This window comes from Ruegeria sp. BC8 (genome assembly GCF_056535705.1).
Genome location: NZ_JBQFIV010000001.1, coordinates 2,455,618 through 2,478,680, shown reverse-complemented (window position 1 = coordinate 2,478,680; position 23,063 = coordinate 2,455,618). Strand labels below are relative to the sequence as shown.

22 protein-coding genes are annotated in these 23,063 nt (G+C 57.6%); 9 read left to right on the top strand and 13 right to left on the bottom strand.

All coding sequences use genetic code 11. The features are described 5' to 3' along the window. Positions 1 to 139: 139 nt before the first annotated feature. Positions 140 to 373: a helix-turn-helix domain-containing protein gene (locus ACR3EK_RS12445; protein WP_437342554.1), complete on the bottom strand. Its 234-nt coding sequence runs from the start codon at positions 371 to 373 to the stop codon at positions 140 to 142. A gap of 614 nt (positions 374 to 987) precedes the next feature. Then, entirely contained in the window at positions 988 to 1,485 is a 498-nt protein-coding gene (locus tag ACR3EK_RS12440; protein WP_170417262.1) for a hypothetical protein, read from the bottom strand. Between the two features lie 135 nt (positions 1,486 to 1,620). Between ACR3EK_RS12440 and ACR3EK_RS12435 the strand changes: the two genes are divergently transcribed. Continuing rightward, the gene (locus ACR3EK_RS12435) at positions 1,621 to 1,875 is read left to right on the top strand and encodes a helix-turn-helix domain-containing protein (protein ID WP_170417265.1); all 255 of its coding nucleotides are present in this window, start codon (positions 1,621 to 1,623) and stop codon (positions 1,873 to 1,875) included. A 522-nt stretch (positions 1,876 to 2,397) separates the two neighbouring features. Here the strand turns inward: ACR3EK_RS12435 and ACR3EK_RS12430 are convergent. From ACR3EK_RS12430 to ACR3EK_RS12420, 3 genes are all read right to left on the bottom strand, one after another. Then, the gene (locus ACR3EK_RS12430; RefSeq protein ID WP_480633540.1) at positions 2,398 to 2,877 is read right to left on the bottom strand and encodes a hypothetical protein; all 480 of its coding nucleotides are present in this window, start codon (positions 2,875 to 2,877) and stop codon (positions 2,398 to 2,400) included. 534 nt (positions 2,878 to 3,411) lie between these two features. Then, positions 3,412 to 4,806 carry an amidase family protein gene (locus ACR3EK_RS12425; protein ID WP_480633539.1) on the bottom strand — a complete coding sequence of 465 codons (1,395 nt, stop codon included), beginning with the start codon at positions 4,804 to 4,806 and terminating at the stop codon, positions 3,412 to 3,414. Positions 4,807 to 5,027: 221 nt separating this feature from the next. Beyond that, positions 5,028 to 6,923: a DUF3604 domain-containing protein gene (locus ACR3EK_RS12420; RefSeq protein ID WP_480633538.1), complete on the bottom strand. Its 1,896-nt coding sequence runs from the start codon at positions 6,921 to 6,923 to the stop codon at positions 5,028 to 5,030. 542 nt (positions 6,924 to 7,465) lie between these two features. Here ACR3EK_RS12420 and ACR3EK_RS12415 point away from each other — a divergent pair. Beyond that, positions 7,466 to 8,185 (top strand): hypothetical protein, encoded by a 720-nt coding sequence (locus ACR3EK_RS12415; RefSeq protein WP_480633537.1) that lies wholly within the window; start codon positions 7,466 to 7,468, stop codon positions 8,183 to 8,185. Beyond that, positions 8,182 to 9,489 (top strand): carbohydrate porin, encoded by a 1,308-nt coding sequence (locus ACR3EK_RS12410; protein ID WP_480633536.1) that lies wholly within the window; start codon positions 8,182 to 8,184, stop codon positions 9,487 to 9,489. Before ACR3EK_RS12415 ends, ACR3EK_RS12410 begins: the two co-directional genes overlap by 4 nt. Positions 9,490 to 9,824: 335 nt before the next feature. Here the strand turns inward: ACR3EK_RS12410 and ACR3EK_RS12405 are convergent, their stop codons facing one another. The 5 genes from ACR3EK_RS12405 to ACR3EK_RS12385 form a co-directional block, all read right to left on the bottom strand. Then, complete coding sequence (locus ACR3EK_RS12405; protein WP_480633535.1) at positions 9,825 to 11,051, bottom strand: DUF3179 domain-containing (seleno)protein; 1,227 nt, start codon at positions 11,049 to 11,051, stop codon at positions 9,825 to 9,827. A 47-nt stretch (positions 11,052 to 11,098) separates the two neighbouring features. Further along, positions 11,099 to 12,727: a sulfatase-like hydrolase/transferase gene (locus tag ACR3EK_RS12400; RefSeq protein WP_480633534.1), complete on the bottom strand. Its 1,629-nt coding sequence runs from the start codon at positions 12,725 to 12,727 to the stop codon at positions 11,099 to 11,101. 173 nt (positions 12,728 to 12,900) lie between these two features. Beyond that, positions 12,901 to 13,881, bottom strand: a complete 981-nt coding sequence (locus tag ACR3EK_RS12395) for a CobW family GTP-binding protein (RefSeq protein WP_480633533.1) — start codon at positions 13,879 to 13,881, stop codon at positions 12,901 to 12,903. A gap of 4 nt (positions 13,882 to 13,885) precedes the next feature. Then, on the bottom strand, positions 13,886 to 15,358 hold the full coding sequence (gene gntH, locus ACR3EK_RS12390) for a guanitoxin biosynthesis MBL fold metallo-hydrolase GntH (RefSeq protein WP_480633532.1): 1,473 nt from the start codon (positions 15,356 to 15,358) through the stop codon (positions 13,886 to 13,888). Between the two features lie 10 nt (positions 15,359 to 15,368). Further along, a complete protein-coding gene (locus tag ACR3EK_RS12385; RefSeq protein ID WP_170357967.1) occupies positions 15,369 to 15,602 on the bottom strand; it encodes a hypothetical protein in 234 nt (77 codons plus the stop codon). 99 nt (positions 15,603 to 15,701) lie between these two features. Between ACR3EK_RS12385 and ACR3EK_RS12380 the strand changes: the two genes are divergently transcribed. The 6 genes from ACR3EK_RS12380 to ACR3EK_RS12355 all read left to right on the top strand — a co-directional run bounded on the left by ACR3EK_RS12380 (position 15,702) and on the right by ACR3EK_RS12355 (position 20,149). Further along, the gene (locus ACR3EK_RS12380; RefSeq protein ID WP_480633531.1) at positions 15,702 to 17,036 is read left to right on the top strand and encodes a tetratricopeptide repeat protein; all 1,335 of its coding nucleotides are present in this window, start codon (positions 15,702 to 15,704) and stop codon (positions 17,034 to 17,036) included. A 283-nt stretch (positions 17,037 to 17,319) separates the two neighbouring features. Continuing rightward, positions 17,320 to 17,769 carry a c-type cytochrome gene (locus tag ACR3EK_RS12375; protein ID WP_480633530.1) on the top strand — a complete coding sequence of 150 codons (450 nt, stop codon included), beginning with the start codon at positions 17,320 to 17,322 and terminating at the stop codon, positions 17,767 to 17,769. A 24-nt stretch (positions 17,770 to 17,793) separates the two neighbouring features. Next, positions 17,794 to 18,114, top strand: coding sequence for a hypothetical protein (locus tag ACR3EK_RS12370; RefSeq protein ID WP_170370963.1), 321 nt, complete (start codon positions 17,794 to 17,796; stop codon positions 18,112 to 18,114). A 54-nt stretch (positions 18,115 to 18,168) separates the two neighbouring features. Continuing rightward, positions 18,169 to 18,741 (top strand): c-type cytochrome, encoded by a 573-nt coding sequence (locus ACR3EK_RS12365; protein WP_480633529.1) that lies wholly within the window; start codon positions 18,169 to 18,171, stop codon positions 18,739 to 18,741. 9 nt (positions 18,742 to 18,750) lie between these two features. Further along, entirely contained in the window at positions 18,751 to 19,650 is a 900-nt protein-coding gene (locus ACR3EK_RS12360) for a c-type cytochrome (protein WP_480633528.1), read from the top strand. After that, on the top strand, positions 19,637 to 20,149 hold the full coding sequence (locus tag ACR3EK_RS12355) for a c-type cytochrome (protein WP_425328544.1): 513 nt from the start codon (positions 19,637 to 19,639) through the stop codon (positions 20,147 to 20,149). Before ACR3EK_RS12360 ends, ACR3EK_RS12355 begins: the two co-directional genes overlap by 14 nt. A gap of 98 nt (positions 20,150 to 20,247) precedes the next feature. Here the strand turns inward: ACR3EK_RS12355 and ACR3EK_RS12350 are convergent, their stop codons facing one another. From ACR3EK_RS12350 to ACR3EK_RS12340, 3 genes are read right to left on the bottom strand one after another with little or no spacing between them, the layout of a single operon-like run. Further along, the gene (locus ACR3EK_RS12350; protein ID WP_480633527.1) at positions 20,248 to 21,027 is read right to left on the bottom strand and encodes an IclR family transcriptional regulator; all 780 of its coding nucleotides are present in this window, start codon (positions 21,025 to 21,027) and stop codon (positions 20,248 to 20,250) included. A gap of 11 nt (positions 21,028 to 21,038) precedes the next feature. Further along, a complete protein-coding gene (locus ACR3EK_RS12345) occupies positions 21,039 to 22,397 on the bottom strand; it encodes a TRAP transporter large permease (RefSeq protein WP_093962896.1) in 1,359 nt (452 codons plus the stop codon). Further along, positions 22,397 to 23,062 (bottom strand): TRAP transporter small permease, encoded by a 666-nt coding sequence (locus tag ACR3EK_RS12340; protein WP_480633526.1) that lies wholly within the window; start codon positions 23,060 to 23,062, stop codon positions 22,397 to 22,399. The genes ACR3EK_RS12345 and ACR3EK_RS12340 overlap by 1 nt, the downstream gene beginning before the upstream one ends. Between the last annotated feature and the right edge of the window lies 1 nt (position 23,063).

Genomic DNA, 23,063 nt, shown 5'->3' with positions numbered 1-23,063 from the left:
ACAAAAGGGGACAGACGAGTACATTCAGACCCACGGCGGCCCTCTTGCGGACATTCGGGAAAACAAGGGTGTGAATTTATATCCGAAATCCATGCCCCCGTTTTCCCGAATGCCGAAAAAGCCGATGAATTTTAGGGCTTTAGAGAACATGAGCCGCAGCCTGATTGCAGCGTTGTTTGGCAAGGGCGTACAGGTCGCTGCGCGCAATGCGCCAATCGCGGCCCAACCGAGTTGCGGGCAGTTCGCCGGATTTGATCCAGCGGCGAACGGTCTTGGTGCTGATGCGGAACAGCGCAGCGACATCGCGCACGCTAAGATAGGCGGCATCCTCTGTGATCGGCAGATCAACCATGATCCACCTCCGGGTCTTCACCGTTGCAACGCGTCGCAAAGTCAGTGCGTGCCGCTTCGCGTGCCAACAGGCGCACAAGGCTGATCAGAGGTTCGGGGATATCAAAACTGGGCAAATTGCCCGTGGGAGCAGAAGACGAACACGTCATCGATACGTTCCTTTTAAAAGGAACCGCTCGAAGCAATGATCGCGATGTTTTGGCTTAGGAGTGCACTCCAGACGACAAAACACTGACCTCAAACGAGATCAGGATCATTGCCATCGAGTGCGTCGAGAACGAAGAGCCGTTCTGTCCAATCCCAATATTGGCGGCTCAGCCATCACGGCTGGTGGGTTGATAGTTCTCTTAACCTATGAACCGTTGCTTGCCTGTCAAGGGCAGCACGGCGTGGTTACTCCACGATTACCGACTCAGAGATCAGGCCGGGCTTCTGCATGTGTAAGTTAATGAAAATATGTATTTTTATCTGTTTGAGCTTGGGGTGGTTATCCGCACGTGATACCTTCATGCGCAAGGGTGCCGGGTGAGTGCCTGGATACCTCCTCTCTCTGACAAGCGACGAGGCCACTCCAGTCGGCTAACGCCGATATGTGTCAACCCGGCCCCGATCTCGTCCGGAGATCCTGCAGTAGTCTCAGTCCCAACCGCGCTTAACTGCGCCCGACAGGGTGACGGTGATCTTTTCGGCCATCATTTGATCCGGGTAGTTTTTGAACATGAACACCTTGCTGAATCCGCAACGTGTTCCAAGACCGCGACTGTGCTGGATTCGGTAGCCTTGGCTCACACGTTCGCGGACTTCTATAACCATATCGTGGTCATTGATCTTCAAATCCCGGATCGCGTCTTCCTTCAACCGACGTTCACCTAACCGACCATCCAAGCTGGTGGGGCGGCGGAAATACTCCGATATCTGAAGCAGAATTTGGTTGGCGCGTGGCCGCAAATGCGACGGCAGGTGACCAACACAGTGTAGGTACGCAGCCCGGTCGCGGATGTCATCGCGCAGTTTTTGACAACTAGCCATGTCGCTGAAAAACCGTCCGTAGAGTTTGGATTTGTCCACCGGTGGAGTTCGTTTGCGGGGCACAAAGTCGAAGGGAGGTTTTGGGGCGCGTGGGTCAAAGGTCATGTTGGTCTCCGTTCGTATGGTATCACAAAAAACTGCGAATAATCATGGGTGTAGTAGGTATTGTATACCCCCAATTTGGGGTTAATCCCATAACAGGGGTAGCTGCTTGTGTCCACACTTTTGAGGTCATGAGCAGTGGCGGGTGCCGTAAGAACAGAGGCCTATCAATTCCTGCTGAGCGAACTCGTCAGGCTCAGGCAGGAGGCGGGGCTTTCACAAGCAGGGTTGGCCAAATTGTTGGGCAAGCCACCATCTTACGTTGGAAAGTATGAATTGGCAGAGCGTCGTTTGGACATCGTGGAAACGATTGTCATATTGAAAGTTCTGAAAGCCGACGTCTTGGCTATAACTTCGGCAGTTTCCGTTATGGTTCCTGTCAGTTTGCGGTGATAGGTGAACCGCTGAGTGGCATGTCGCACAAGTGTGGTATTCGCAGCAGATGGGCTTTGCTATCTATGACTATTGGCCAAGTCTACCCTTGGCACAGATCGTCGGCGCTACGGCTTTCGCGAAGTGGATATTGCACCGTATTTCGAACACAATTTTGAGCTTTGGCAATAGATTCCTTGAATGTTAAGCTGTGCATAGTATGCTAAAATCAGCTCGCGACAGCCGAAACGGCCGGCCAGACCGGTCTTCTCGGGAGGACCGATAGGCTGTCGCGTGTGTGACTATCTAACAGTTGAAGTTCCATATTGAGAACTGCCGCTCGTCTCTAGGTGTGTCGACAGATAAGTCTGGCACAGGGCTCTTAGCCATCACATATTCCCGCAATTCCGCCTTCACCGCTTTGACAACCCTGTTCTCTCTGTGTGCAGCCATTGCTCCGATGATGACATCCGTCATTTGCAGCAAGTTGACTTTCTTTGAGGCCGTTGGGTGGATTTCACGCAGACAGTTTGGCTTTGCACTTTATCTCTTATATGAATTCGCACAGATGCCATTCCTGAACTCGCCAATTTGATCTGAATCCGGGCCATGATCTGGGAACATAACAATCCTCCATCTATCACCGTACCGTCTACAAACCTCGTGAAGCATAAGCTGATAGTACATCTTGTTTATCGACAGATGTGGAGCACCACGTCCCTTCCGATGGTGATCAAACTCGTCGAAGTCGACAATCATCGTGTGGAAGTGCAGGTAGTGAAGATCAATCGCTTGATAGAACAGATCCACCAGCGCCTCGTAAGTGGCCTTCTTTCGACCGCCACGATATTCGCTCCATTTGAATTCACTCTTCATTCCAACCCCATCCTTCAACGACTGAATTTGGGCGTTCAGAACTTCGACCATGTGAGCTTTTACTGCTATCCCACCTACGACGGCATATTTGTTGTCACCTGCGTAGCTGCTGCAATCGCAGTAATAGTGTAGGACGTCCAGCGCCATCTATATCTCGATGTATTTATTGCTCGAAGCAACAAGATAGCCGGGGTAGTTTCGAGTGTGAAGCGCAACTGCTCACCAACACGACTTCCAACCCAATAACTCAGCCGAAGTGCGGAAACGCCGTGTCTGCTTTGGGCTGCGAGCGGTCAATTATGACTACTGCAGAGAAAGGCAGCTCGGAGCCCAAACTACCGAATGCTGCAGTTTGCACCGACGGCCGCGAAGCCGGGCAAAATTGCCGTAAAAAAGGACATGTGAATTTTCCCGCGATGGATAGTGAATATTGCGTAGCTCGTTTGCGGCGCATGTTCACGTTTCGATCGCACGATTTCACACTGTGTCGCGGGCAATCCGATCAGCAAGCAGGGATGGGTCTATTCGGCGCTCTTACATGATTACTTGGGGCGAGCCGCTGGCAGGGCCAGTTCACGAACCTACCCGACCTAGGCGCTGCTTCGGCAATAAGAAAAGCAGAACTACGGTCATCGACATCAATAGCGAGATTGCATCCGAACCCAGCTCCTGTTCAATGCCTCACAGCGACGCCAGGGAATTTGGTGCCCACGGCTCCCACCAGCGCTTCGCCTGCTCCAGTTCGTAGGCAAGGGCAAAAAGGAGGTCCTCGCGTCCGGCTTTCGCCACAAAGTGGCTCCCAATTGGCAGGCCCTCCTCGCTCAGCCCCGCTGGGACGGACATCCCCGGAAGGCCGATTGCATTCTGAACGGGAGTGAAGGACGTGAAACTGGTGATGCGCTCGAACATTTCGTCAAACGGCACGGTTGGATCGAAGAACTCTCCGATCCGCGGGGCCGTCCCCGCCATCACAGGCGACAGGAAGACATCCATGGTGGACAGCCACTCATCATACTCTGCACCAAGCGCGACCATATAGGCGTTTGCTCGCTCCACATCTTCGGCGGTGAACCGGCGCGCGGTCTCGGCCCATTGTTGCACGAACTTATCCAGCAATCCGGTCTCGGACGGCGGTCTGCCCGCCTTGGCCGCCGCAGCATCTGCGAGACCCACCATCCGAAAACCGAATATCTGGTTGAACCGCAGCTCGAATTCTTCGGTCACCGGGCTCCGGGTCTCGACGATGGTGTGTCCAAGGTCTTCGCAAAGCTGCGCCGTTGCTTCTATGGCGCGCTGCACTGCCGGCTCAGGCAATTCGCCATAGTAGTTGCGTAAGTCAAAACCGATAGTCAGACGCTCGGTCGAAGGGCCTTCGATGAATGGGATCGGCCGGAAAGCCGCCGTTGGAGACCTATCCTGACCCAACGCAAACAGCATGGCACTGTCGCGGACAGACCGGCTGACGCAGTTGTCGGCGGCATAGGTTGTTTGATCGCTCGATCCCCACAACATGCGCCGCCGACTGGGCTTCAAGCCAAACAGACCGCAGCACGCGGCCGGGATCCGGATCGATCCTCCACCATCGCTGGCATGTGCGATCGGGACGATTCCGGCGGCAACGGCCGCCGCAGAGCCACCGCTTGACCCGCCTGGCGAATGATCGAGGTTCCACGGGTTTCGGCCGGCACCAAGCAACTGCCCTTCGGTCACCGGCAGGGCACCGACCTCGGGCATGTTGGTCTTGCCCATCAGGTTAAGACCTGAAGCCTCATAGGCCAGTGCCAGCGGCGCGGAACGCGTTTGGTAGCTATCGTGGTAGACGCGTGAGCCGTGGGTCGTGTACTGCCCCGCAATATCAAGGTTGTCCTTGACGACGAACGGTACTCCCGCAAAGGGTCCTTGCCGCCGCATACTAGCCGCCTTGGACACAGCCTGCTCGTACATCGGCGTGGTGATCGCATTGAGCCGGCCCCCCAATGCAAGCGCCGTATCGACAGCGGCTTCGCACAGTTCCGCCGGAGAGACCTCGCCGGCCTTCACCAGTTCGGCAAGGCCCAGCCCATCTGTGGTCATCATGACCTGCCGGATGTCGGAGACCTGCGCCGCAGCCTTTTTGACTGCTGTCGCACAGGCAAGAGACGATGCTCCCGACAGGAGGAGATTTCTTCTCGAGATCATTGGCAACTCCCCTAACTGTGTTTACTCGTCGCAGCCGTAATACGAGGGTCAAGCCGCGAAGGTGACTGGGGCCGACCGTCGCCGATCAGGAACCCCGGTTTCTGCCGCAGGTCTGCGCCTCACCGAGGCGTGTACCAGATCGGCGACGTATAGGCGCGCTCTTGATGGCTTCGCAGAATACCTTCCGCGCCCATGGTAATGCCGTACCGGGCTTCGTCATAGGCCATCCAGGTCGGCGTCGGTATCTCCAGAACACGGGCGTAGTATACCGCCGGTTGCATCGGATCGAAGTCCGGGTCAGTCCAGACCGCACGCAATTCTGGCGCGCCTATGCTGTTGATCCAAGTCGCGGCTGTTTCGTCTACTGTCGTCCCGACCGGTTCCGTCGCACGGCCATCGTCGTCGATCGTGCGACCATCCGATACCGCCACGTCATAAATTCGTTCCTGACGTTCGCCGGTCGCATCCACCCAACCCTTAACAATCTGGATGCGGTCGAGGTTGCCCGACCATGCGTCCTTCAGCGCACCGACCATAAAGACCGGGGCCTCGGCGCTTTCTGGTGCCTCTGGCAGATCGCCGCCCATCGGCACGCCCTTGTGATACCCTATCTTGACAACGTCGGGTCGATTGGCATCGTTGGGTTCATACTCCCAACCGCCGAAGAACCGCACCGTCATACGGTTTCCGGTCGTCGCATACACCTCGCGCCGCTCGATGGCGTCGAACAACGCCGCGCGCGTGTTTTCGTGCGCCCAGACACCGGCCAGTCCTGACGCCAGAATTTCGTATTGATATGTTGTCAGCTCATCGTCGCCAAGCAACGCCTCGATGATGGCATGATCCCATCGATCCGGCGCAGGTTCGGTATAGTTGGTTTTGCCGAAAAAATTCTCTTCGCGGGTGGTTGAGAGACCGGTGTGACTATCCGACGCTCCGATCATCCCGTACTTGAACGGGTTCATGCCGATGTCCTGCTCGACCTGAAGACCGATCTGGAGCGCCGAGCGGGTATATTCATACGGCAGCATTTCCGGGGTCTTGATTGCGACCCCGCCGAGATCTGCCTTGTCCCAGATGCCATAGTCGGCGAATTCATCATCGGGCGACAGGAAGGGATGCGTCTCGCTGTCGCCCTTCGTCTGTGTCGTCTCGACCACCGGCTCCCAGCGTTGCCGTGTCGCCGCATAGTCGGCATCGATCGGTTCGCCGTTCTGGCGCATTAGAGAAAACATGCGGCCGTTGGAGAGGTTTCCATTATGCGGGATGGCCAGAACATCCCCGCCTGTGTCGTCCTCATAGGCTTGCATATACGCCCAGAGATCTTCGACATCGTCACTGTCGAACAGCGAAAACGGAATGACCTGACCGGCCTTGTCCTCATCATCCCGGAAGATCACGACCCGATGCAGGTTGCCCGGTTCCTCAAAGGTGCCGCTCATCGTCCATTCAAAGCCGATCAGCGCAGTAAAGGTGCCGGGGTCATTGAATTGCGCCGCATGGTCCAACTGACGTTGCCATGCCGATTGCGCTATACCCGGATCATCGATCAGGTCTACTTGCTTCGCCAATCCCTCGAAGGTCCAAAGTTGATAGGCGCGATAGGGATCGCCGCCTTCGATCAGGTCGTAGAATTGCCGGCCCCATTCGGTTTTCAGAAGGTCGGCATTCGCCTCGGCCAGCATCGGTGCCATGCCAAGGTTTTCCGCGTGATCCGCTACCACGAGAAAGTCGAGCGGTCGCACAAGTTTTGCACGCTGCCCAGTGTTGGTGGTAACCTCTTCTCCGCGTGCGAAACGATAGGCGTCCTCCGGATCGAGGTACGTGCCCAAAAGACCGGCATCGCCGGAAACGGACGTGTGTAGATGCGTGTCACCCCAATAGAGGTTTTCGGCAAATTCACCTTTGCGCATGTTCTTGTCGACATAGGGAGAGTAGGAACTTCCCAGACCCTCAACCTCATCTCTGGTCGGGTTGATGTCCTGAGCAAACGCCTGAAAGGCCGCTAGCGCCATTGCGCAAACCAAGCCAAATCTGAGCATCGGATGACCCCATTCAAATCAGATACCAACAATTCAAGCGTCACACGGCGGTAAGCCGTTTACAATTGCATTCTTCCCCAAAAAGTTTGAGGTTCATGCGGCCGTCCGTAGACCCAAGTGATAGTGGACAACGGTTTTCAGGCCTACCATGGTGTGCTGGCGCCGATGGAGGAGCGGACAGACTTTCTCGCTAGATCAGGGTCGTAACCACCGAAGGCGTGCAACTTGTGTGCAATCCAAAGTTAAGGTCCGGAAATCGCGCGAAAGCAGCCTCTAACGGAAACGCAGCGAATTCACCCTATGTCCGCAATGCAGTCATTGAGCGTAGGTGAGCGAACGTCTGCCTTGAGCCCATAACTGACGTACGTAATAGGGAAAGAGTGAAAGCCTCCGGGTAGATTTAAACGACTAACTCAATCTCCCCTCTCTGAACCTATTGATCGATATCAAGCCTATCTGCATTCAAACATGCTATTGTTCTCTGGTCTTAGTGACGAGAAAGGGAGGAGAAAGATATGGTTTTCAGCTTTTCAAGTCGCCTGTTCGAACCGCCACTCAAGCCTGTTATGGCAGCAGTTCTTTGTGTCTCAACACTCGCGATTTCTGCCAGCGCGGAACAAGTTTTGGAAGATTTCACTATCAAAGACATTCGTGGAATGCGGTATTGTGAGTTTCTTTTGATCTACGATGACCGGGTGGTGATCTATAACACAACAGGGTCGAGTGATTGTTCAGAAGACAAATGGGAGTCGCTAGATGTCACTGCTCTCGCCAAAGAGAATGACGCCAAGAATGCTCAACTGAACGGTCCAAAGTATTGGGCGATGGACGCACAGACGCTTGAACTGGGTGATAAAAAGTCATTCGGCGGAATAGATGCGAGGTATGCAGCCACTCTACCGATATCTGCTCTAGGAGCAGGAGAAGGGTCTGAACCTTATGTCGGTTTCACAAGTTCCAAGAAGCAGACCATGGTGTTCGAAGCTGGGAAGCCAATGTATGAATTGGTCGACAACAAAGGCAATACCTATGTCCTGAATGCATATGGGGCAAAGGTGCGGGATGGCGATCCCGGAAATCTTGCTGATCAACTAGCTCCGGCTGAGGGTTGGAGTTTCGAGGTCATAACCCCAGAAAAGAGCGTAATCGTCGAAGCAAGTACAGATGCACCTGTTCAGATGGTCGGTGACGATCTGCATCAGTACTATACCTTGTTTGACAAAACCTCACAATGAATGCCTCAGCTACAGGGCGCCTGCTGTCACTGATAAAGACTTGCGTTCTTGGATTTGTTTTTCTTAGTTGCTGGAACGGTTCCTCCCTTGCGCAAGGAGTGTCCAATAGCCAAGCTAACACGCTGTCAGGGTACGGGCCTTCAGCGGATCTGGAAACTGGCGACAGTGTAACTGAAGACCTGGCAATCGATGATCAGCGAGTTGATGGGGTTCTTAACTTCCCAAGAGTGGAAGAGTTCTTTTCTCCTTGGTTTGCTTGGAAAAAGCGAGTCAACGATGAGTATGGCCTAAAATTACAATTCAGCTATCAGTCCCTGCGCCAAGAATTAAACAGGACGCTTGGGGAAAAGGATGCAGCCGCAGCGCGCCTTCAATTGCAAGGGTCTTGGGAACTCGTCGGAAGAGGAACGAGTAATCCGGGTTTGCTGACTTTTCGACTAGAGGAACGAACCACGCTTGGGACAACAATTCCTCCAACAAGTTTAGCGTCACAGTACGGAGGCTTGACCCCTTCGGGAGGGTTTAGTGATTTTGGATTTGCACTTACTGAATTGGCTTGGCGTCAATCTCTGTCGAACGGACGGTTTCGTTTTGTTTTTGGAAAAATAAGCGCCGCATCTTGGTACAATGGTCATGCTCTTTCATCCAGCTTGCGTGGTTTCCAAAACCTCGCGTTGCAGAGCAGCCTAACCAAGCCATCGCCCGGCCGCGGAATAGGGGGTGGAGTTGCATACGAGTTTACTCCTCACTTCGGTGTTGTCGCCGGTATTCACGACGCAAATGCTAAAACAGCAGGAAACCCGTTCGACACAATCAAAGAGGGGGAGTTTTACAAATCCATTGAATTTCGCTACTGGCCTACCACGCGTGACAGGCGCCGTTGGGATGTGGTCCGCCTTCAACTTTGGCATCAAGACGCATTGGTGGCGAAAGGCGTACCGGAATCCAAAGGCGTTACATTCCTTGCCAGCCGCTTATTTGACGACAAGTGGTTCCCGTTTTTCATTGCAGGGCATTCCGACGGCAACGGATCAATCATGAAAACGGATGTGACTGCCGGGTTGGGTATCGCTTTCGATACCAAGCACCGTGCGGCAAGTGATGTGCTAGGCATAGGAGTAAGTTGGGGTGACCCTTCAGACCCAGCTTTGCGGGAGCAAATCACGACAGAAGCCTTTTACCGCCTGACCTTGGTTCAGAATTTTGTCATCACTCCGTCAATTCAATGGGTCAAGAATCCGGCGGCAACGACTGAACTTGACGACGTCCTGACAGCAAGCATCAGGTTCAGAGTTACGTTCTAGCGTCCTGAATGGGTGCACCCATTGGTATTTTGCTGAAATGGCATCAGCCGCTTTGTCCGCAGAGCAGACGTTTAATGACGAGTTGAGTATGTCGGGTTCGCGCCTATACCTGACATTTCAATTGCGTTCGGCATCGGTGGTTGCACCCTCCCGCAACCAAAACAGCCGAACAAAACAATCCACAATATCCAAGCTGTGGGCCAAGGCTAGTCCTTTACCGATAGGGTATAGGATAATGTCTTGGGACCCGAAGCAGATGCGCTTTGGGAGCGCTTTTCCGAAAGCGTTCCACTGTGGCGCGGCACTTTCACGCCCGATGAGCCAATCCGCCTAACTTACGTCGCGCTGCCGCCATTGCGATTGACATCTGTGTTGGGAAAGAACTCTGCCCAGACGTGCCAGAATAAACCGGCGCGCAAGGTTTCAACCCGCGTGAGTTGCCCTTGATCGCTATTTCCCCAAAAGTCACAACGCTTTACTGGTTTTCCGCTGTCGTTGTACCAGACCCCGAGGCTTTCGAAATGCGGGTCTATTTGCACCACGAGATCACGCCCGCCGACTTGTGTGTTCACCAGCCAGTTCTGGTCAACCACGAAGTCGTCGGTCCAACAGACGGCATCCGACCCGATGGTCACGCCCCAAACACGTGTCTTGTTGGGCAGGCGTGTATCGGGCGCGCGCTCCATGTTGTCCATGACGGGGTCAGCCTCTTGATGCTGCCTGGCGATCCCCCATCCGAAAATGATTTCCAGCGCCATGTCCAGCAGTCTCAGGAACGGGTTGCTTGACGGCTTGTTCAGAAAGACCTCGCCGTCCGGGTAGGCTTTCTTGAAGCCACGGAATGTCATGCGGAACGTGGGCCATGGCTTCATTTGGGCTTCCGGGCGCAATGGACAGGCGGGACCGTCCGACGCGGTGTCCCGATCCGCTTCTCGGAACCCATAGATGTGTTGAATCGGTTCCCCGGTGTCGTTGTCCCGCAGGATCAGGTTGTTGCCATGTTGCGCGAGAACTTGAAGGTTCAGCCGCTTTCCTTCGATGGATGGCCTGTAACCCTGGCCAAGATTGGCCATTGCACAATAGGTCATGACGATGTCTTCGCCCCCAAGCCCCTTGGCGTCGCCGGCCAGGTGAGGCCGCATGATCTGGGCGTCAGGATGTGCCCGGGCGTGATCTCCGTTTGTCATCACGATCACGGGCGCGGTCGGTCCGACGAATCGTTCCGCTTCGGCAATGCTGTAATACCGGGCTGTGTTGAGCTGGTTTCTCAACCCCAAATGGACCCACACATAGGGAAAGCCATACAGAACCAATGCCAGAGCCGCGCCCAACCACCAGATCGCGCCGATGCCAGCACCGAACGCAAAGTGGGCTATGGTCGTAACCGCAAAAGCCGCAAGGCCAAGCCCGATCAACCGATATTCGTTGCGAATGAAGCGGATCATGTTTTCTCGCTTTACCTTCAACAACATCTGGGAGACGTCGCCGAGGTCGCGGAAATAGAGAAAGCCAATCCCGAGCGAGACAGCGAGTCCGATATAGAAGATCAGGTTGGCAAGCATGGAGGTGCCTCTTGAACGTGGCGGGCCGAGGTGAGGTCGGATTGCAGTTAGCGTTCGACCGCAGCCTGTTTGGTCAGAAAGGCTTCGACCGCGGCAACGGTTTCCGGGCGCAGGTTTTCGATGCCTTCATAAGGCACGCCGCGCGCAGGTTCGGTATCAGGATACAGCTTCTTGCGGGCAAGATGCCGGCCCAGAATGCGCTGGAATTCCTGGCCGCCCCATGCGCCGACTTCGGTCGAAACCGGGTACTTTTCATGCGTATCCCGATAAATATCGAAGAAATTCGCCAGAATTGCACTTTCTCCGGCACCCGGAAGGTTCAGTTTCAACTGGTCCTTCACGATCGCCTTCGGGGACGCCACCGAATAGATGATCACGTGATCGCGCCGCGTTTTCGACTCATCGCCGAACAAGATTGACGCGGATTGGTCCACCCCATCCACAAGCCTGTCCCGTGGGATGAACGCGTCGGCGCCCGCCAGGCGGGACAGGGTCGTATACAGATCCGACACATGGATGATGTTGTTCACGATCGAGTCCGCCTCGATCATTCCGGGCCAGCGGATGAAGGCATCCACACGTACACCGCCCTCTGTCGTATCTCCCTTGCCGCCGCGGAAAATCATCGGCGTGAAACCTGACTGTGGGGAATATTTCGTGAAGTGCCCGTTGTCGCCCATCAGCACAACAATGGTGTTTTCGGCTACGCCAAGCGTCTCCATCTCGTCAAACAGCACGCCCAGATATTCGTCCAGCAGTTGCAACTTGTCCGCATAAAGGCCGCCATTCACGCTTTCGGGGCCGTCGCGTCCTGCACGCGTGTTGTCCAGCGGGATCATCGGCCAGTATTGCAGAAAGAAGGGGGTGTCGCCGCCTGCCAGCCGCTGCAGTTCAGACAGCGCCTTGAGCTGGAACTGCTCGTTCATCTCATCGTATTTTTCTGCGTCCCACCGCTCGCCCGGCTGCATGCGGATTTCACGGATTGGACCGCCAGCCTCACCTTCGATGACGGTGGCCATGGCGGCAGGATCGGGGCGGAACCAATCGTCTACGATATAGTCCTCTTCAAAGTCCTGGATGCCGACCGAGACCTGCTCGCGGATGGCGTCATCGTTAAAGATCGTCAGCTGACCCTGTTGATGGATGGCATGCTGCGCATAGTCGAAACCCTGGTTCATCGCCCAGCTTTCGGCGATATCACCCATATGCCACTTGCCGACATGGCTGGTGGCATAGCCGGCCTCTTTCAGAACCTCTGCCAGCGTGACCTCATCTCCGGGAAGGCCAAAGCCGGCTATGTCGACCGTGGTATCGCCCATGCCCATGCGCACCGGCAGGCGCCCGGTCATCTGGGCCACGCGCGTCGGCGTGCAGGAGGGCTCGGTATACATTCGAACCATGCGCATGGCTTCGTCCGAGAATGCATTGATGTTGGGGGTCTCAATTCCGCGTACCGCATTTAGTTCGGGAATGCCCATGTCGCCGAAACCCAGATCGTCGATCAGAATGGATACGATGTTGGGAGGGTTGCCAGAATTGCCTTCCCGAAATTCGGCCAGTAACGCATCGACGGCAGCGTTGTCTTCAACCCACTGTTCGCCATTCTGCGCTTCCAGAATATAGTACTGTGCGTCGTGGATGATCGGCGTGTCCTGCGCATAAAGCGGGGAAGACAACAGGATCGAAATGGCCGGCGCCAAACAAAAGAGTCTTGTGAACATTAAGGGTTCCCCGCTGCAGGAAGGTTGCTATTGCGACAAGTCTAATTATTTCGGCCTCTAAATCAAATTCAGGGGCGGTGGCACGAGGGTCGGTCGCCCGGTTTGAGGCCAAAACACCGGCGTGATCACTAGGCTGTTTCGAACAGGGCGTCGGTGAGCACGTGTTCCGAAAGCGCACCGGGCGCGCCGATCGCTACAAGGCGCGTCTCGGGTTTTCGATCACCCCATGCGCCATCCCGTGAAATGTCCATGCGCTTTCCGACGACCTGCACAAGAATGCGATGGTCCGGGTCCTCCTCGCTGAAAACAAATCCTTTGAGGCGATAGACGTCGCCCGGAAGCTTTCGAATTGCGCCTCTCAGCGATGACAGGCTGATGGGTTGTTCGGCCTTCATCATTGTCGTTGAGAATCCGTCCGAATGATCAGCGTGTTGGCACCCGCAGTCAGGCCCATGCTCATGATGCTCCGGCACTTCTGTCTCAAGCTGTTCGGCAGCAAACCGACCGACCGACAGCAATATGTCCAGCGGGACATCCGCATTGACCGCTTCGACCAGGCGATACCTGCGGAAACGCGAGCCGAGCCAGTCGTGCACTTTCTGGACTGTTTCTCTGCTGACCAGGTCCACCTTGTTCAAGATGACCATGTCGGAGAAAGCGATTTGCCTGAGTTTCAACTCTATCTGCTCTGGTGCGGCGAACAGCTGCTCGGCGTCGACAAGGCACATGAGGCTGTCGAGCCGGATCATGTCCCGGAACTTCTGGTCCGTGAACGTCATCGCAATTGAAGACGGATCAGATACGCCACTGGCCTCGAGGACGATGTATTCCGGTTTTTCCGGCCGAGCGAGAACGGCCTCGACCGTTTCGATCAGATCATCCCGGATCGAGCAGCACACACAACCATTCGCCAGGCTCATCACATCGTCTTCCAGGCCAACCACAAGATCAGCATCCACATTGATCGAGCCGAAATCGTTGACCAGAACCGCAACCCGCAGACCATGATTGCCGGTCAGGATGCGGTTCAGTAGGGTTGTTTTCCCCGCCCCGAGAAAGCCGGTAAGAATTGTGACCGGAATTGCCGCAGTCGAACCAAACTCGATCATACTGTCACTCCGTCTTCTTCTTGCGGTTTGGAATGACGTCGTCGGTCTTGATCACAAAGTCGCTGGGCCATTCGGGATTGGGCGCGCGGAACACGTCGGAGGGGTAGTATTCCTTGGGGTCGATCTCCATGTCGCGGTACTTTTGGTCCTGCTGTTCGGCGCGCGATGACCGCGGGGCAGGTGGCTTGATTTCATCGGGCAAGGTGATCTTGCCTTCGGCTTCCATCTTGCCCAATTCACGGAACGGTGCGACCGAGCCTGACTTGCCGGGCAGTGTCGCCTTCCGATACCAGATCGCATCTTTTGTGACGTTGACCACGGCCACGTCCAGACCCCAGGCGAACAGCCCATCATAATGGGCCCGGATACCCGCCAGCATCTCGGCATCAATGTCCTCGTCCTGCGTGTAATGGGTCACCATCGCAAGCCGGGGGCGTGCCTCAGCCATCATCTTGCCAACCGCATAATGCGAGGTGTGATGGGTATCGATCGTGTAGTTGAACAGCTCCTGCGGCAGGCCGTATTTGTAGGTCATCAACTGGCCGATATCCTGACCGGACATTTCGGTGACGAACACATCAACGCCTTTGCCGTATTCAAGGCTCAATTCATCCGGTCTGCCGTCCCCGGTCCAAACGAAGCTCAGGCCGTTCCAATCCAGGCGATACCCGACGGCGCCGTCCTTGGCATGGCTGCGTGGCCAAGAGCGCACGGTGACGCCATCTTCGTCATAGACGATGCCGCCTTCCTGACGGAAATCGAACTCGTTGACCTCGATTTCGTAACCGTCTCCAATCGGGAATACGTCGAAGGCCTCTAAATGCCATTTCAGCATTTGCTTCATGCCGTCCACCATGCCCGCCGTTCCAAGCTCGGGTGTCCGGCCGGACGGGCCGTGGATCCGCAGCGGCGTGTAGCCACCCGACCAGGCTCTGAACGGGTAGATATAGGGGATGTCGGCGTAGTGATCGACATGCAGATGCGTGATGAAGATATCGTTGATCAATTGCGCAGGCACCTGCATCCCGATGATGTTGCGCACACAGCCCGACCCGAAATCGAAGAAGAACCGTTTTCCATTGCCCAGCTCGACCATCACACAGGTGCCTGCCTGATCCTCACGCGGAGGAAACGGCGTTGACCCGCAGAAGGAGATGCGCATCTCGTCGGGCCCCAATTCCTCGGAAAGCGGGAAATAGTTTGCGTTCGACCCGGTCATGTATTTCGTCGGCCGGAAGTAATCTGGCAGAGTGATGCCGCCGGCAGGCCGGCCGCCATAGGGGTTCTTCAGGCTTTCACCCAGAGGGCCGTCCCCCTCATGCGCCTGTGCTGCGCCGGAGCCGTAGCTGACAGCCCCCGTTGCCACCGCACCTGCCGCCAGCCCCTGCATGACATGCCGGCGCGAAGGGTTTTCGATTTCATCCGCTGGCTGGTTTTGTTCGTTTTCGTGATCGTTGCTTTGGTCTTTGTCGGTCATTGCGATACCCTCAGTCGGATGCGTTTCGAAGATTGCGCTTCGCCAGACGACGAAGCTCGTTCACAAGTTCAGATTTGATGTGGGCCCATTCCTCGCGCTCGGACGCGGTGATCGACGTATCCTTGAGCTTTGCGCAGACTTTGCCGAAGTCCTCGATGGCCTCGCTCAGAAACGCGTCCGGCTCGAACTGGCTGGAAAGCGCAGTCGAAAGCTCGGGTAGCTCGTCTTTGAGGTCGTCCGTCACTGGATAAAGCCCGATTCCCACTATCTATTCTCGCATCAAGATGCGTGCGGTTGACCGGGGCGGCCAAGTGAGTCACCGTGAGTTGGGGGTGAGTTTGCAGTGAACCAAGCCAATGATTTATCGATAGATCAAGATGTTGGGCTGCCATCACCTGACCTGGTTCGGCAGGCGCTGCGTGACGTTGTTGCCAGCGCCGAGTTCCAAACGTCGCCCCGGCTTCAGCAGTTCCTCACCTATGTCGTCGAGGAAACCCTCGCCGGTCGCGGTTCCCAGATCCGCGGCAAGGCCATTGCCGTCGAAGTGTACGGTCGCAGCATTGATGGCAGCGGCGGTCGAAATCTGGTTCGGGTAGAGGCCAGGCGACTACGGCGTTTGCTGCGTGAGTTTTACGAAGACCATTGGGACGGTCAGGGCGTTCGGATCTTCGTCGATCCAGGCGGATACAAACCGCGGTTTTCACACCAAGCTTCCCTGGATGATCCCAAGTCGGACTTGGCAAGCCACGGCCCGTCCGGCGGACCCAGCCACCTGCGTGGACTTCTGTTGGTCGGGCTGTGCGTTGTGGCCATGATCGTCATGCTGGGCATGTGGCTGAGACCCGGCAACGACGAGGCCGGGCAACCCACCAACACCACCCGGCAGGCCGAACGGGCTGCGCTTGGTCAGCAATCGCTTGCCAGATTGCAGGCGGCCAACCTGGCGGATCAGGCGCGGGGGATGTTCTTTCCGGTCTTCGATGTCAAACGCCAGCAGATCGCCCTGGGAATGTTCCAGCATTCCACCGAGCTCGACCCGGCCTTGCCCGATGGCTATGCGGGAATGGCTCAGGTCTTGGCCACACTGGCTCTGCTGTCTCAAGACGAGGACACACGAGAGGATCTGTTGCGGCAAGCATCCCAGATGTCAGGAACGGCGCTTGAGTTGTCCCCGTCGGGTGCTTGGGCCAACGCCTCGAACGGTTGGCGATTGGCGGTGTCGGGCGACGCGGATGAGGCTTTGAAATATGCGCGCCTGTCTGCTGAACTAGCGCCTGAAGATGGCCATGTTCTGGACCTTGTCGGGATTGCCGCCCTGATTGCGAACGAGCCTGAACTTGCGGCCGAGGTCAGTAATCCGACGCGGGTCAGATCCGGATCCGGCCGATTTGGGGCGAGAAATATCTGGGGGGTATCCCAGCTTGTGCTCGGGAACTACGAAAACGTTGTCGATGCCTTTCAGGGTGCGCCTGCTGCAGGAGCGCCCGTAAGCGGGCCATCACTTTTGTTCCAGGCCGTCGCTCATGATCAGCTGGGCAATTTTGACGAAGCGCAAAGACTTGTTGATGAGTTGGACGCCACGTGGCCGGATTTTCCGTCCGAATTTCTGGTGCAAAGGATCTTTCCGGGTGACGCCGATATACGGAAGAAGATACTCGGATCTCTGGCGAAGTACTGACAGACCCGTCGCAGCCTGCGCCGCTAAGAAGTCTTCAAGTTCCAACTGATGGCTTCGTGCGCGGCCCAGCTCGGCGTTGACGTTTCGGTGCTGCAGTCCATCGTCGGCTTTGGGGAAACTTGCGGCAAACTTTTCTTGACCTTCCAGCGCGGGAATGGGGCAGACAGTCCCCCCGAAACTGTGCGCAAGGCGGCAAGACCGGCAGGTCAAGCAGGTTTGATCAGTGTCAGACCGTTTTGGTGTCGCCCGCGCCAAGCCAAAAACAACCGAGTGAAACGAGCCGATGAACAAACTGACGCTATTGGTAGGCGGCGTTCTGATCGCAGGCGCTGCCGTGTTCGCCTACAACCTCAGCCAACAACCTGCAGGGCACTCGATGGAGGTGCCTGACACCTCGTCGCTGTCGCGGGGGGACCCGATCGCGCAAGTCAGCGTGCCGGCGACGTTCAGTGCACCGGCGCAGATGGGCAAAGTTGCCTTTGACGCCAAATGCGCAGCCTGCCATGGGGCGAATGCCACTGGGCTGGAAGGACTGGCGCCGCCCTTGGTGCACAAGATCTATGAGCCCAGCCACCACGGGGACGAGGCTTTTCAGCGGGCGGTTCAATATGGTGTTCAGGCCCACCACTGGCGCTTTGGCGACATGCCACCGGTCGCTGGCTTGACCCGTGCAGACGTGCAGGGCATCGTTGCCTATGTCAGGGAACTGCAGCGCGAGAACGGGATAAACTGAACCTTGCACAGTTGGGCGGACAGGATGATCGGACGGTGGGTTCTGGCCTTGGGCCTGGTTCTGGCCGGTATTCTGGTGTTCTCGGAACCCGCCTTTGCGCATGGGGGCGATGGGGGCACACATGCCGTCGTCGATCTGGAGGCATCCGACCCCGACCATGTCGAACAGGGCCACCCGGGCCATTGCCACGGCGGGGCCTTCTGCAACGGCGTGGCCATGACCGTGGCCGCGCCCGTCGTTTCCGCGCTGGTCTCAACGATCAACCGCCGTGCCATCCCGTCGGGCCAATACCGGATGTTGCCGGTGGCCCTGTTCGATCCGCCCCCGCCGCGCGCCGTGTCCTGAGTCAGGTAAGGCCTCTTCTGGGGGCGAGTTGAAGCAGACATACAGGACAAGACGATGACCTTTTTCAAGCTGACGACGGGCGCCGTGCTGGCGTGGATGGTGGCCGTGACCGCCCTGGCGCATGGTGGCGCCACCGGGATCGTGGAGGAACGCATGGACGGCATGTCCGCCATGAAGGACGCCATGAAGACCCTGAGGCCGATGATGCAGGGCAAAACGCCTTATGACGCCGCAACCGTCCGGCGCGCAGCCGAGGCGATCGGCCGCCATTCCGGCGACAGCATGACCCGGCTGTTCCCCGAAGGCAGCGACGGCATGCCCTCCGAGGCCAAACCCGCGATCTGGCAGGACTGGGACGCCTTCGCCGAACTGGCCGAACAGCTGCAGACCTATGCCGAGGGGCTGGCCCTTGCGGCCGACAACGGGCTGATGATGGCCGGTGCCGGGCAAGGGTCCGGCATGATGGGCGGATCGGGCATGATGGGTGGCGCTTCGATGATGGGGGGCGGGGCCATGACGGGCGGCCCCCCCGGGCGCGAGGAGCTGTCCGAGATGCCCGCCGATGGCGTGTTCATGATGCTGGGCCAGACCTGCTCGGCCTGTCACACGCGGTTTCGGTCGGAATAAGGTGCTTCGATGAAACGCCTCTATCGTCTGGTCCTTGCCTCTGCCGTTCTGGCAGCGGCGGGGCTGGCCGCCGTGGTCGCGTGGCCGATCGGTCTGACGCCGCAACTGCCCGGGCTGACGGGCGAGGTTGACCGCGGGGCCTACCTGGCACGGGCGGGCGGCTGCATCGCCTGCCACACCAACTTCGCCGAGGGCGGCGCGCCCCTGGCCGGCGGCGTCAAGCTCGAGACGCCGTTTGGCACGCTGTATTCCCCGAACCTGACCACCGATCCGGACCACGGCATTGGCGGCTGGAGGATCGAGGAATTTGCCAGGGCCGTACGCCAAGGCGTAGCGCCGGACGGGCAGCCCTATTACCCAGCCTTCCCGTACCCGTTCTACGCCGAATTCACCGATCAGGACATCGCCGACCTGTGGGCGGCGTTCCAGACCGTGCCCCCGGCGGCCACGCCGTCCCGCGCGCAAGAGATGGCCTTTCCCTTCAACCAGCGCTGGGGGCTGAAACTGTGGCGCGCGGCGTTCCTTGAGCCGCCGCACACCGATCCGGTCCCCGGCAAAGGTGATGTGTGGAACCGCGGCCGGCTGCTGGTCGAAGGCGTCACCCACTGTGCCGCCTGCCACACCGGGCGCAATCTGCTGGGCGCCCGCAAGTCGGATACCGAGCACTTCAAGGGCAGTGATGCATTGCCGGGCGGCGACAAGGCGCCGGCCATCGACTCTGCAACCCTGCAGAGGCGGGGCTGGACGGTCGACAGCCTGGCCTATGCCCTGCGCACAGGTATCATGCCCGACGGTGACGTATTCGGCGGCGCAATGGGCGAGGTCGTGACCTACGGCACCCGCTTCCTGACCGAAGAAGACCACCGCGCCATGGCCACCTATCTGCTCGATGCCCATGACGAAGGGTAAAAAGGTGGAGCCGCCGCGCCGAGCGATCTCGCCAATGATGAAATGGGGTACACCGGTGGCCGTTGTGATCATCGGTGTAGCCAGCGCTCAATGGTGGATGTCAAAAGGGGTGCCTGACGGTGCATCCGCCGATCCGCTACGTGGGGCGGCGCTTTATGCCGAAAACTGTGCGTCGTGTCACGGGGCCAAGCTGGAGGGTCAAGCCGATTGGCAAACGCCTGATGCGGACGGCGTCCTGCCAGCCCCGCCGCATGATCGAACCGGGCACACCTGGCATCATGGCGATGGCCTATTGTTCGACTATACCAAGTTGGGCGGCGAGGAGATGCTCAAGCGAATGGGAGTCTCGGGGGTCCAAAGCGGAATGCCGGGATTTGCCGACAGCCTGTCCGATCAGGATATCTGGGACATCCTCGCGTTCATCAAGGACAGTTGGCCCGAACGCGAACGCGCGATTCAACGCCAACGTACCGAGGCGGAAGCCCGGGCAGGCAACTGATTTTTTGTCGGAGTTTAAGCGTCAATTCTGTGTCTGCTCAAGTCGGTTGGGCGAGATCACTACTCGCCTCCGCTCGGCTCGGTCCCGTGTTCGCCACCCTATGAAGCAAGCAGACCCGACAGTTTGAGTGCCCCGGACTGCAGCAGTGGCAGGAATTGCTTCAGGCTTGTCAGATCGTGCCGCTGCGTGGGGGCGTGCACGGACAGAGTGGCCGCAAGCCGGTCATTCTCGTCAAAGACCGGAACCGCGACGGCGGCCATGCCGGGCATGAACTCCTCGTCGTCGGTCGAGTATCCATTCTGGGCGATTTTGGCGATCTCGGCACGCATGGACGTGGGGTCGGTAATGGTTTTCTCGGTGTTTGCGGCCAGTCCGCGGGCCGAGAGAAACCCATCCAAGGTGTTTCGGCGCAGGGTCGAGAGGTACATCTTTCCGCTGGCGGTGCAGTGGAATGGCACCTGGGTCCCAATCGGCAGCTGGATTCTCAGTGGCCATTTGGTCTCGACCCGGTCGAGATAGATCATCCCCTCGCGGTCGGGGATGGCAAGGTTGCAGGTCTCACCAATTTCGTCGGCTACTCCGCGCAGAATGGCCAGGCGGGCCGTGCGGAGATGTTCGGACGACACGGTGTTCACGGACATCTGCCGCAACCGGGGGCCGGGCCCATAGGACCGGCCGTCCAGATCTCGTTGAAGGAACCCTTCGGCCTCGGCCGTCTGCAGCAGCCGGTGGACCGTCGGCTTTGCCAGACCCAACGCTTCGATCAGATCTGCCGGTTTGACCGCGACCCCGCGCCGCGCGACCTCTTCCAAGATCAGCAACAGGCGCAGGTTCGTTGGAATCTGGGTGTCCTTGTCTTGTGTGTCCGTCGCGGTCATCCGGCTACAGTCTAGTTTTTCGGCAGTAGTATCAAGGCCAGATCAGGCACCAGTGACACCAGAATCCAGACCGAGAGCAACGCCACCAGATAAGGCACCGTATACCGCAGAAGACGGAAATACGGCACGCCTGTAACTCCCGAGGCGACATACAGGTTCAGCCCGTATGGCGGCGTGATGAAACCAATGGATGCTCCGACAAGGAAGATCACCGAGAAGTGGATCGGATCAATCCCGACCGAAGCTGCGATCGGCGCCAGAATCGGAGCCAGGATGATGGTCACCGGTAGGCTCTCCAGAACCATGCCCGAGAAAAACACGATCACCATCGAGGTGAACAGAACAGCATGGTAGCCCCCCATCGAGGTCACGAAATTGCCGATCGTTTCCTGGGCACCCAACAGGGAAAGGATCTGTTGCATTACCACCGAGATGGCAATCAGAGGCGCCAGGATCCCGGTGATCTGTGCCGAACGGATGACGATTGACGGGATCTCGGGGATCGTGAAACCCTCGACCACCAGCATTTCGGCAAAGCTCTTGTCCGTTGGGGAAACATCGTCGCGGGCGCCCATGATCCGGTTGATCGGATAACTCACCAGCCCGGCGATGACGCAGAAGCCAACGGTGACTCCGGCGGCCTCGGTCGGAGAGAACTTGCCGGTGTAGATGCCCCACAGCACAAGCCCGATGGCAAAAAAGCCCAGCCACGCGCCGAAGGCGGTTTTCAGAACGCGGTTCAGCTGCAGCGGGATCAGGTGACCCCAGCCGTTCATGCGGCAGATGATCCAGCAGGCAAACTGCATCCCGATCACCATCAGCGCGCCGGGCAGGATGCCGGCCACGAACAGCTCGGAAATCGGCAGGTTCATTAGGAACCCATAGACGATGAAGATGATCGACGGCGGGATGATGATCCCGACCGTGCCGCCCGCTGCGGCGGTTGCCGCGCTGAAGCGTTCGTCATACCCGCCTTTGACCATCTCGGGGTGCAGCATCGATCCGATCGTGGCTGTCGTGGCCGAGTTGGACCCCGAGATCGCCGCGAACAAACCGCAGGCCCCAAGCGAAGCCATCGCCAGACCGCCGCGTATCCAGCCGAGACAGGCATAGGCGAAGTCGCTGAGCCTTCGGGCGATACCCGACTTGTTGATCAGGTCTCCGGTCAGGATGAACAGGGGCATGGCCAGCAGCGCGAAGCCCTTGTTGAACACGTTCAAAAGCTCGGCGCCCATGTTGTCGAGCGTCAGGCCCAGAACAAACGAGCAGCCGATCACCCAGTAGCCGATGACCAGAAGGACCGGTACACCCAACATGAACAGGAATGTCACGCCGAGCGAAATCAAAGTAACCCAAGTTCCGTCTGCCATCAGTCTGCCCCGATCACGGCCTGCTTGATCAGCGGCTCGCCTGTTTTGAAGTTGCGCAGATCGTCCGCCAGGTTTTGGAACACTCGGCCGACCATAAGAAAGAAAGACAAAGGTGCAGCCAGCAGGAACCACCACTGCATGATGTTGTCCGTGCCCAGAACGATCTGGAAGTTGGACGCTGACAAGGCCACCAGCCGCGACGTGGTCACGATGACTATGACCGCGAAGATGAACCATAGCACCGCGTCCAGGATCAGGCAGGCCAACTGCCCGCCACGTGGCATCGCGGTCCGGAATTCGCTGAAGCTCAGATGCGTTCTGAGGCGCACGTTGTAGGAGGCCCCAAACCACGCCATCACCATGAACAGCAAGGGTGGAATCGTTGTGGACCAGGGTTCCTGGTCATTGAAGACGAACCTGTCGATCACGCCCCAGAAGATGATCAGCGCAATGGCGAGATAGGAATACACCATCACGGATCGTTCCAGATGGCGCTCGATGAAGGGAACCTTGCGATAGATCAGCATGACCAGAAGCCCACCCAGCGCAGCGACGACGGCGCCGACAACCCACGCTGCGACGGACTCCAACGCTGATTGAATTTCAAAGGAATCCTGGCTGAGAAAGGCGCTGAATATCGCGCCGATGTCTGCCCAAAATGACATG

Bases quoted from the DNA above. Each gene is read 5' to 3' on its own strand.
- gntH (WP_480633532.1), bottom strand. From the start codon at position 15,358: ATGACCGACAAAGACCAAAGCAACGATCACGAAAACGAACAAAACCAG.
- ACR3EK_RS12360 (WP_480633528.1), top strand. From the start codon at position 18,751: ATGAAACGCCTCTATCGTCTGGTCCTTGCCTCTGCCGTTCTGGCAGCG.
- ACR3EK_RS12345 (WP_093962896.1), bottom strand. From the start codon at position 22,397: ATGGCAGACGGAACTTGGGTTACTTTGATTTCGCTCGGCGTGACATTC.
- ACR3EK_RS12425 (WP_480633539.1), bottom strand. From the start codon at position 4,806: ATGATGACCACAGATGGGCTGGGCCTTGCCGAACTGGTGAAGGCCGGC.
- ACR3EK_RS12440 (WP_170417262.1), bottom strand. From the start codon at position 1,485: ATGACCTTTGACCCACGCGCCCCAAAACCTCCCTTCGACTTTGTGCCC.
- ACR3EK_RS12375 (WP_480633530.1), top strand. From the start codon at position 17,320: ATGAACAAACTGACGCTATTGGTAGGCGGCGTTCTGATCGCAGGCGCT.
- ACR3EK_RS12395 (WP_480633533.1), bottom strand. From the start codon at position 13,881: ATGATCGAGTTTGGTTCGACTGCGGCAATTCCGGTCACAATTCTTACC.
- ACR3EK_RS12365 (WP_480633529.1), top strand. From the start codon at position 18,169: ATGACCTTTTTCAAGCTGACGACGGGCGCCGTGCTGGCGTGGATGGTG.
- ACR3EK_RS12420 (WP_480633538.1), bottom strand. From the start codon at position 6,923: ATGGCGCTAGCGGCCTTTCAGGCGTTTGCTCAGGACATCAACCCGACC.
- ACR3EK_RS12405 (WP_480633535.1), bottom strand. From the start codon at position 11,051: ATGCTTGCCAACCTGATCTTCTATATCGGACTCGCTGTCTCGCTCGGG.
- ACR3EK_RS12350 (WP_480633527.1), bottom strand. From the start codon at position 21,027: ATGACCGCGACGGACACACAAGACAAGGACACCCAGATTCCAACGAAC.
- ACR3EK_RS12430 (WP_480633540.1), bottom strand. From the start codon at position 2,877: ATGGCGCTGGACGTCCTACACTATTACTGCGATTGCAGCAGCTACGCA.
- ACR3EK_RS12415 (WP_480633537.1), top strand. From the start codon at position 7,466: ATGGTTTTCAGCTTTTCAAGTCGCCTGTTCGAACCGCCACTCAAGCCT.
- ACR3EK_RS12370 (WP_170370963.1), top strand. From the start codon at position 17,794: ATGATCGGACGGTGGGTTCTGGCCTTGGGCCTGGTTCTGGCCGGTATT.
- ACR3EK_RS12340 (WP_480633526.1), bottom strand. From the start codon at position 23,062: ATGTCATTTTGGGCAGACATCGGCGCGATATTCAGCGCCTTTCTCAGC.
- ACR3EK_RS12355 (WP_425328544.1), top strand. From the start codon at position 19,637: ATGACGAAGGGTAAAAAGGTGGAGCCGCCGCGCCGAGCGATCTCGCCA.
- ACR3EK_RS12410 (WP_480633536.1), top strand. From the start codon at position 8,182: ATGAATGCCTCAGCTACAGGGCGCCTGCTGTCACTGATAAAGACTTGC.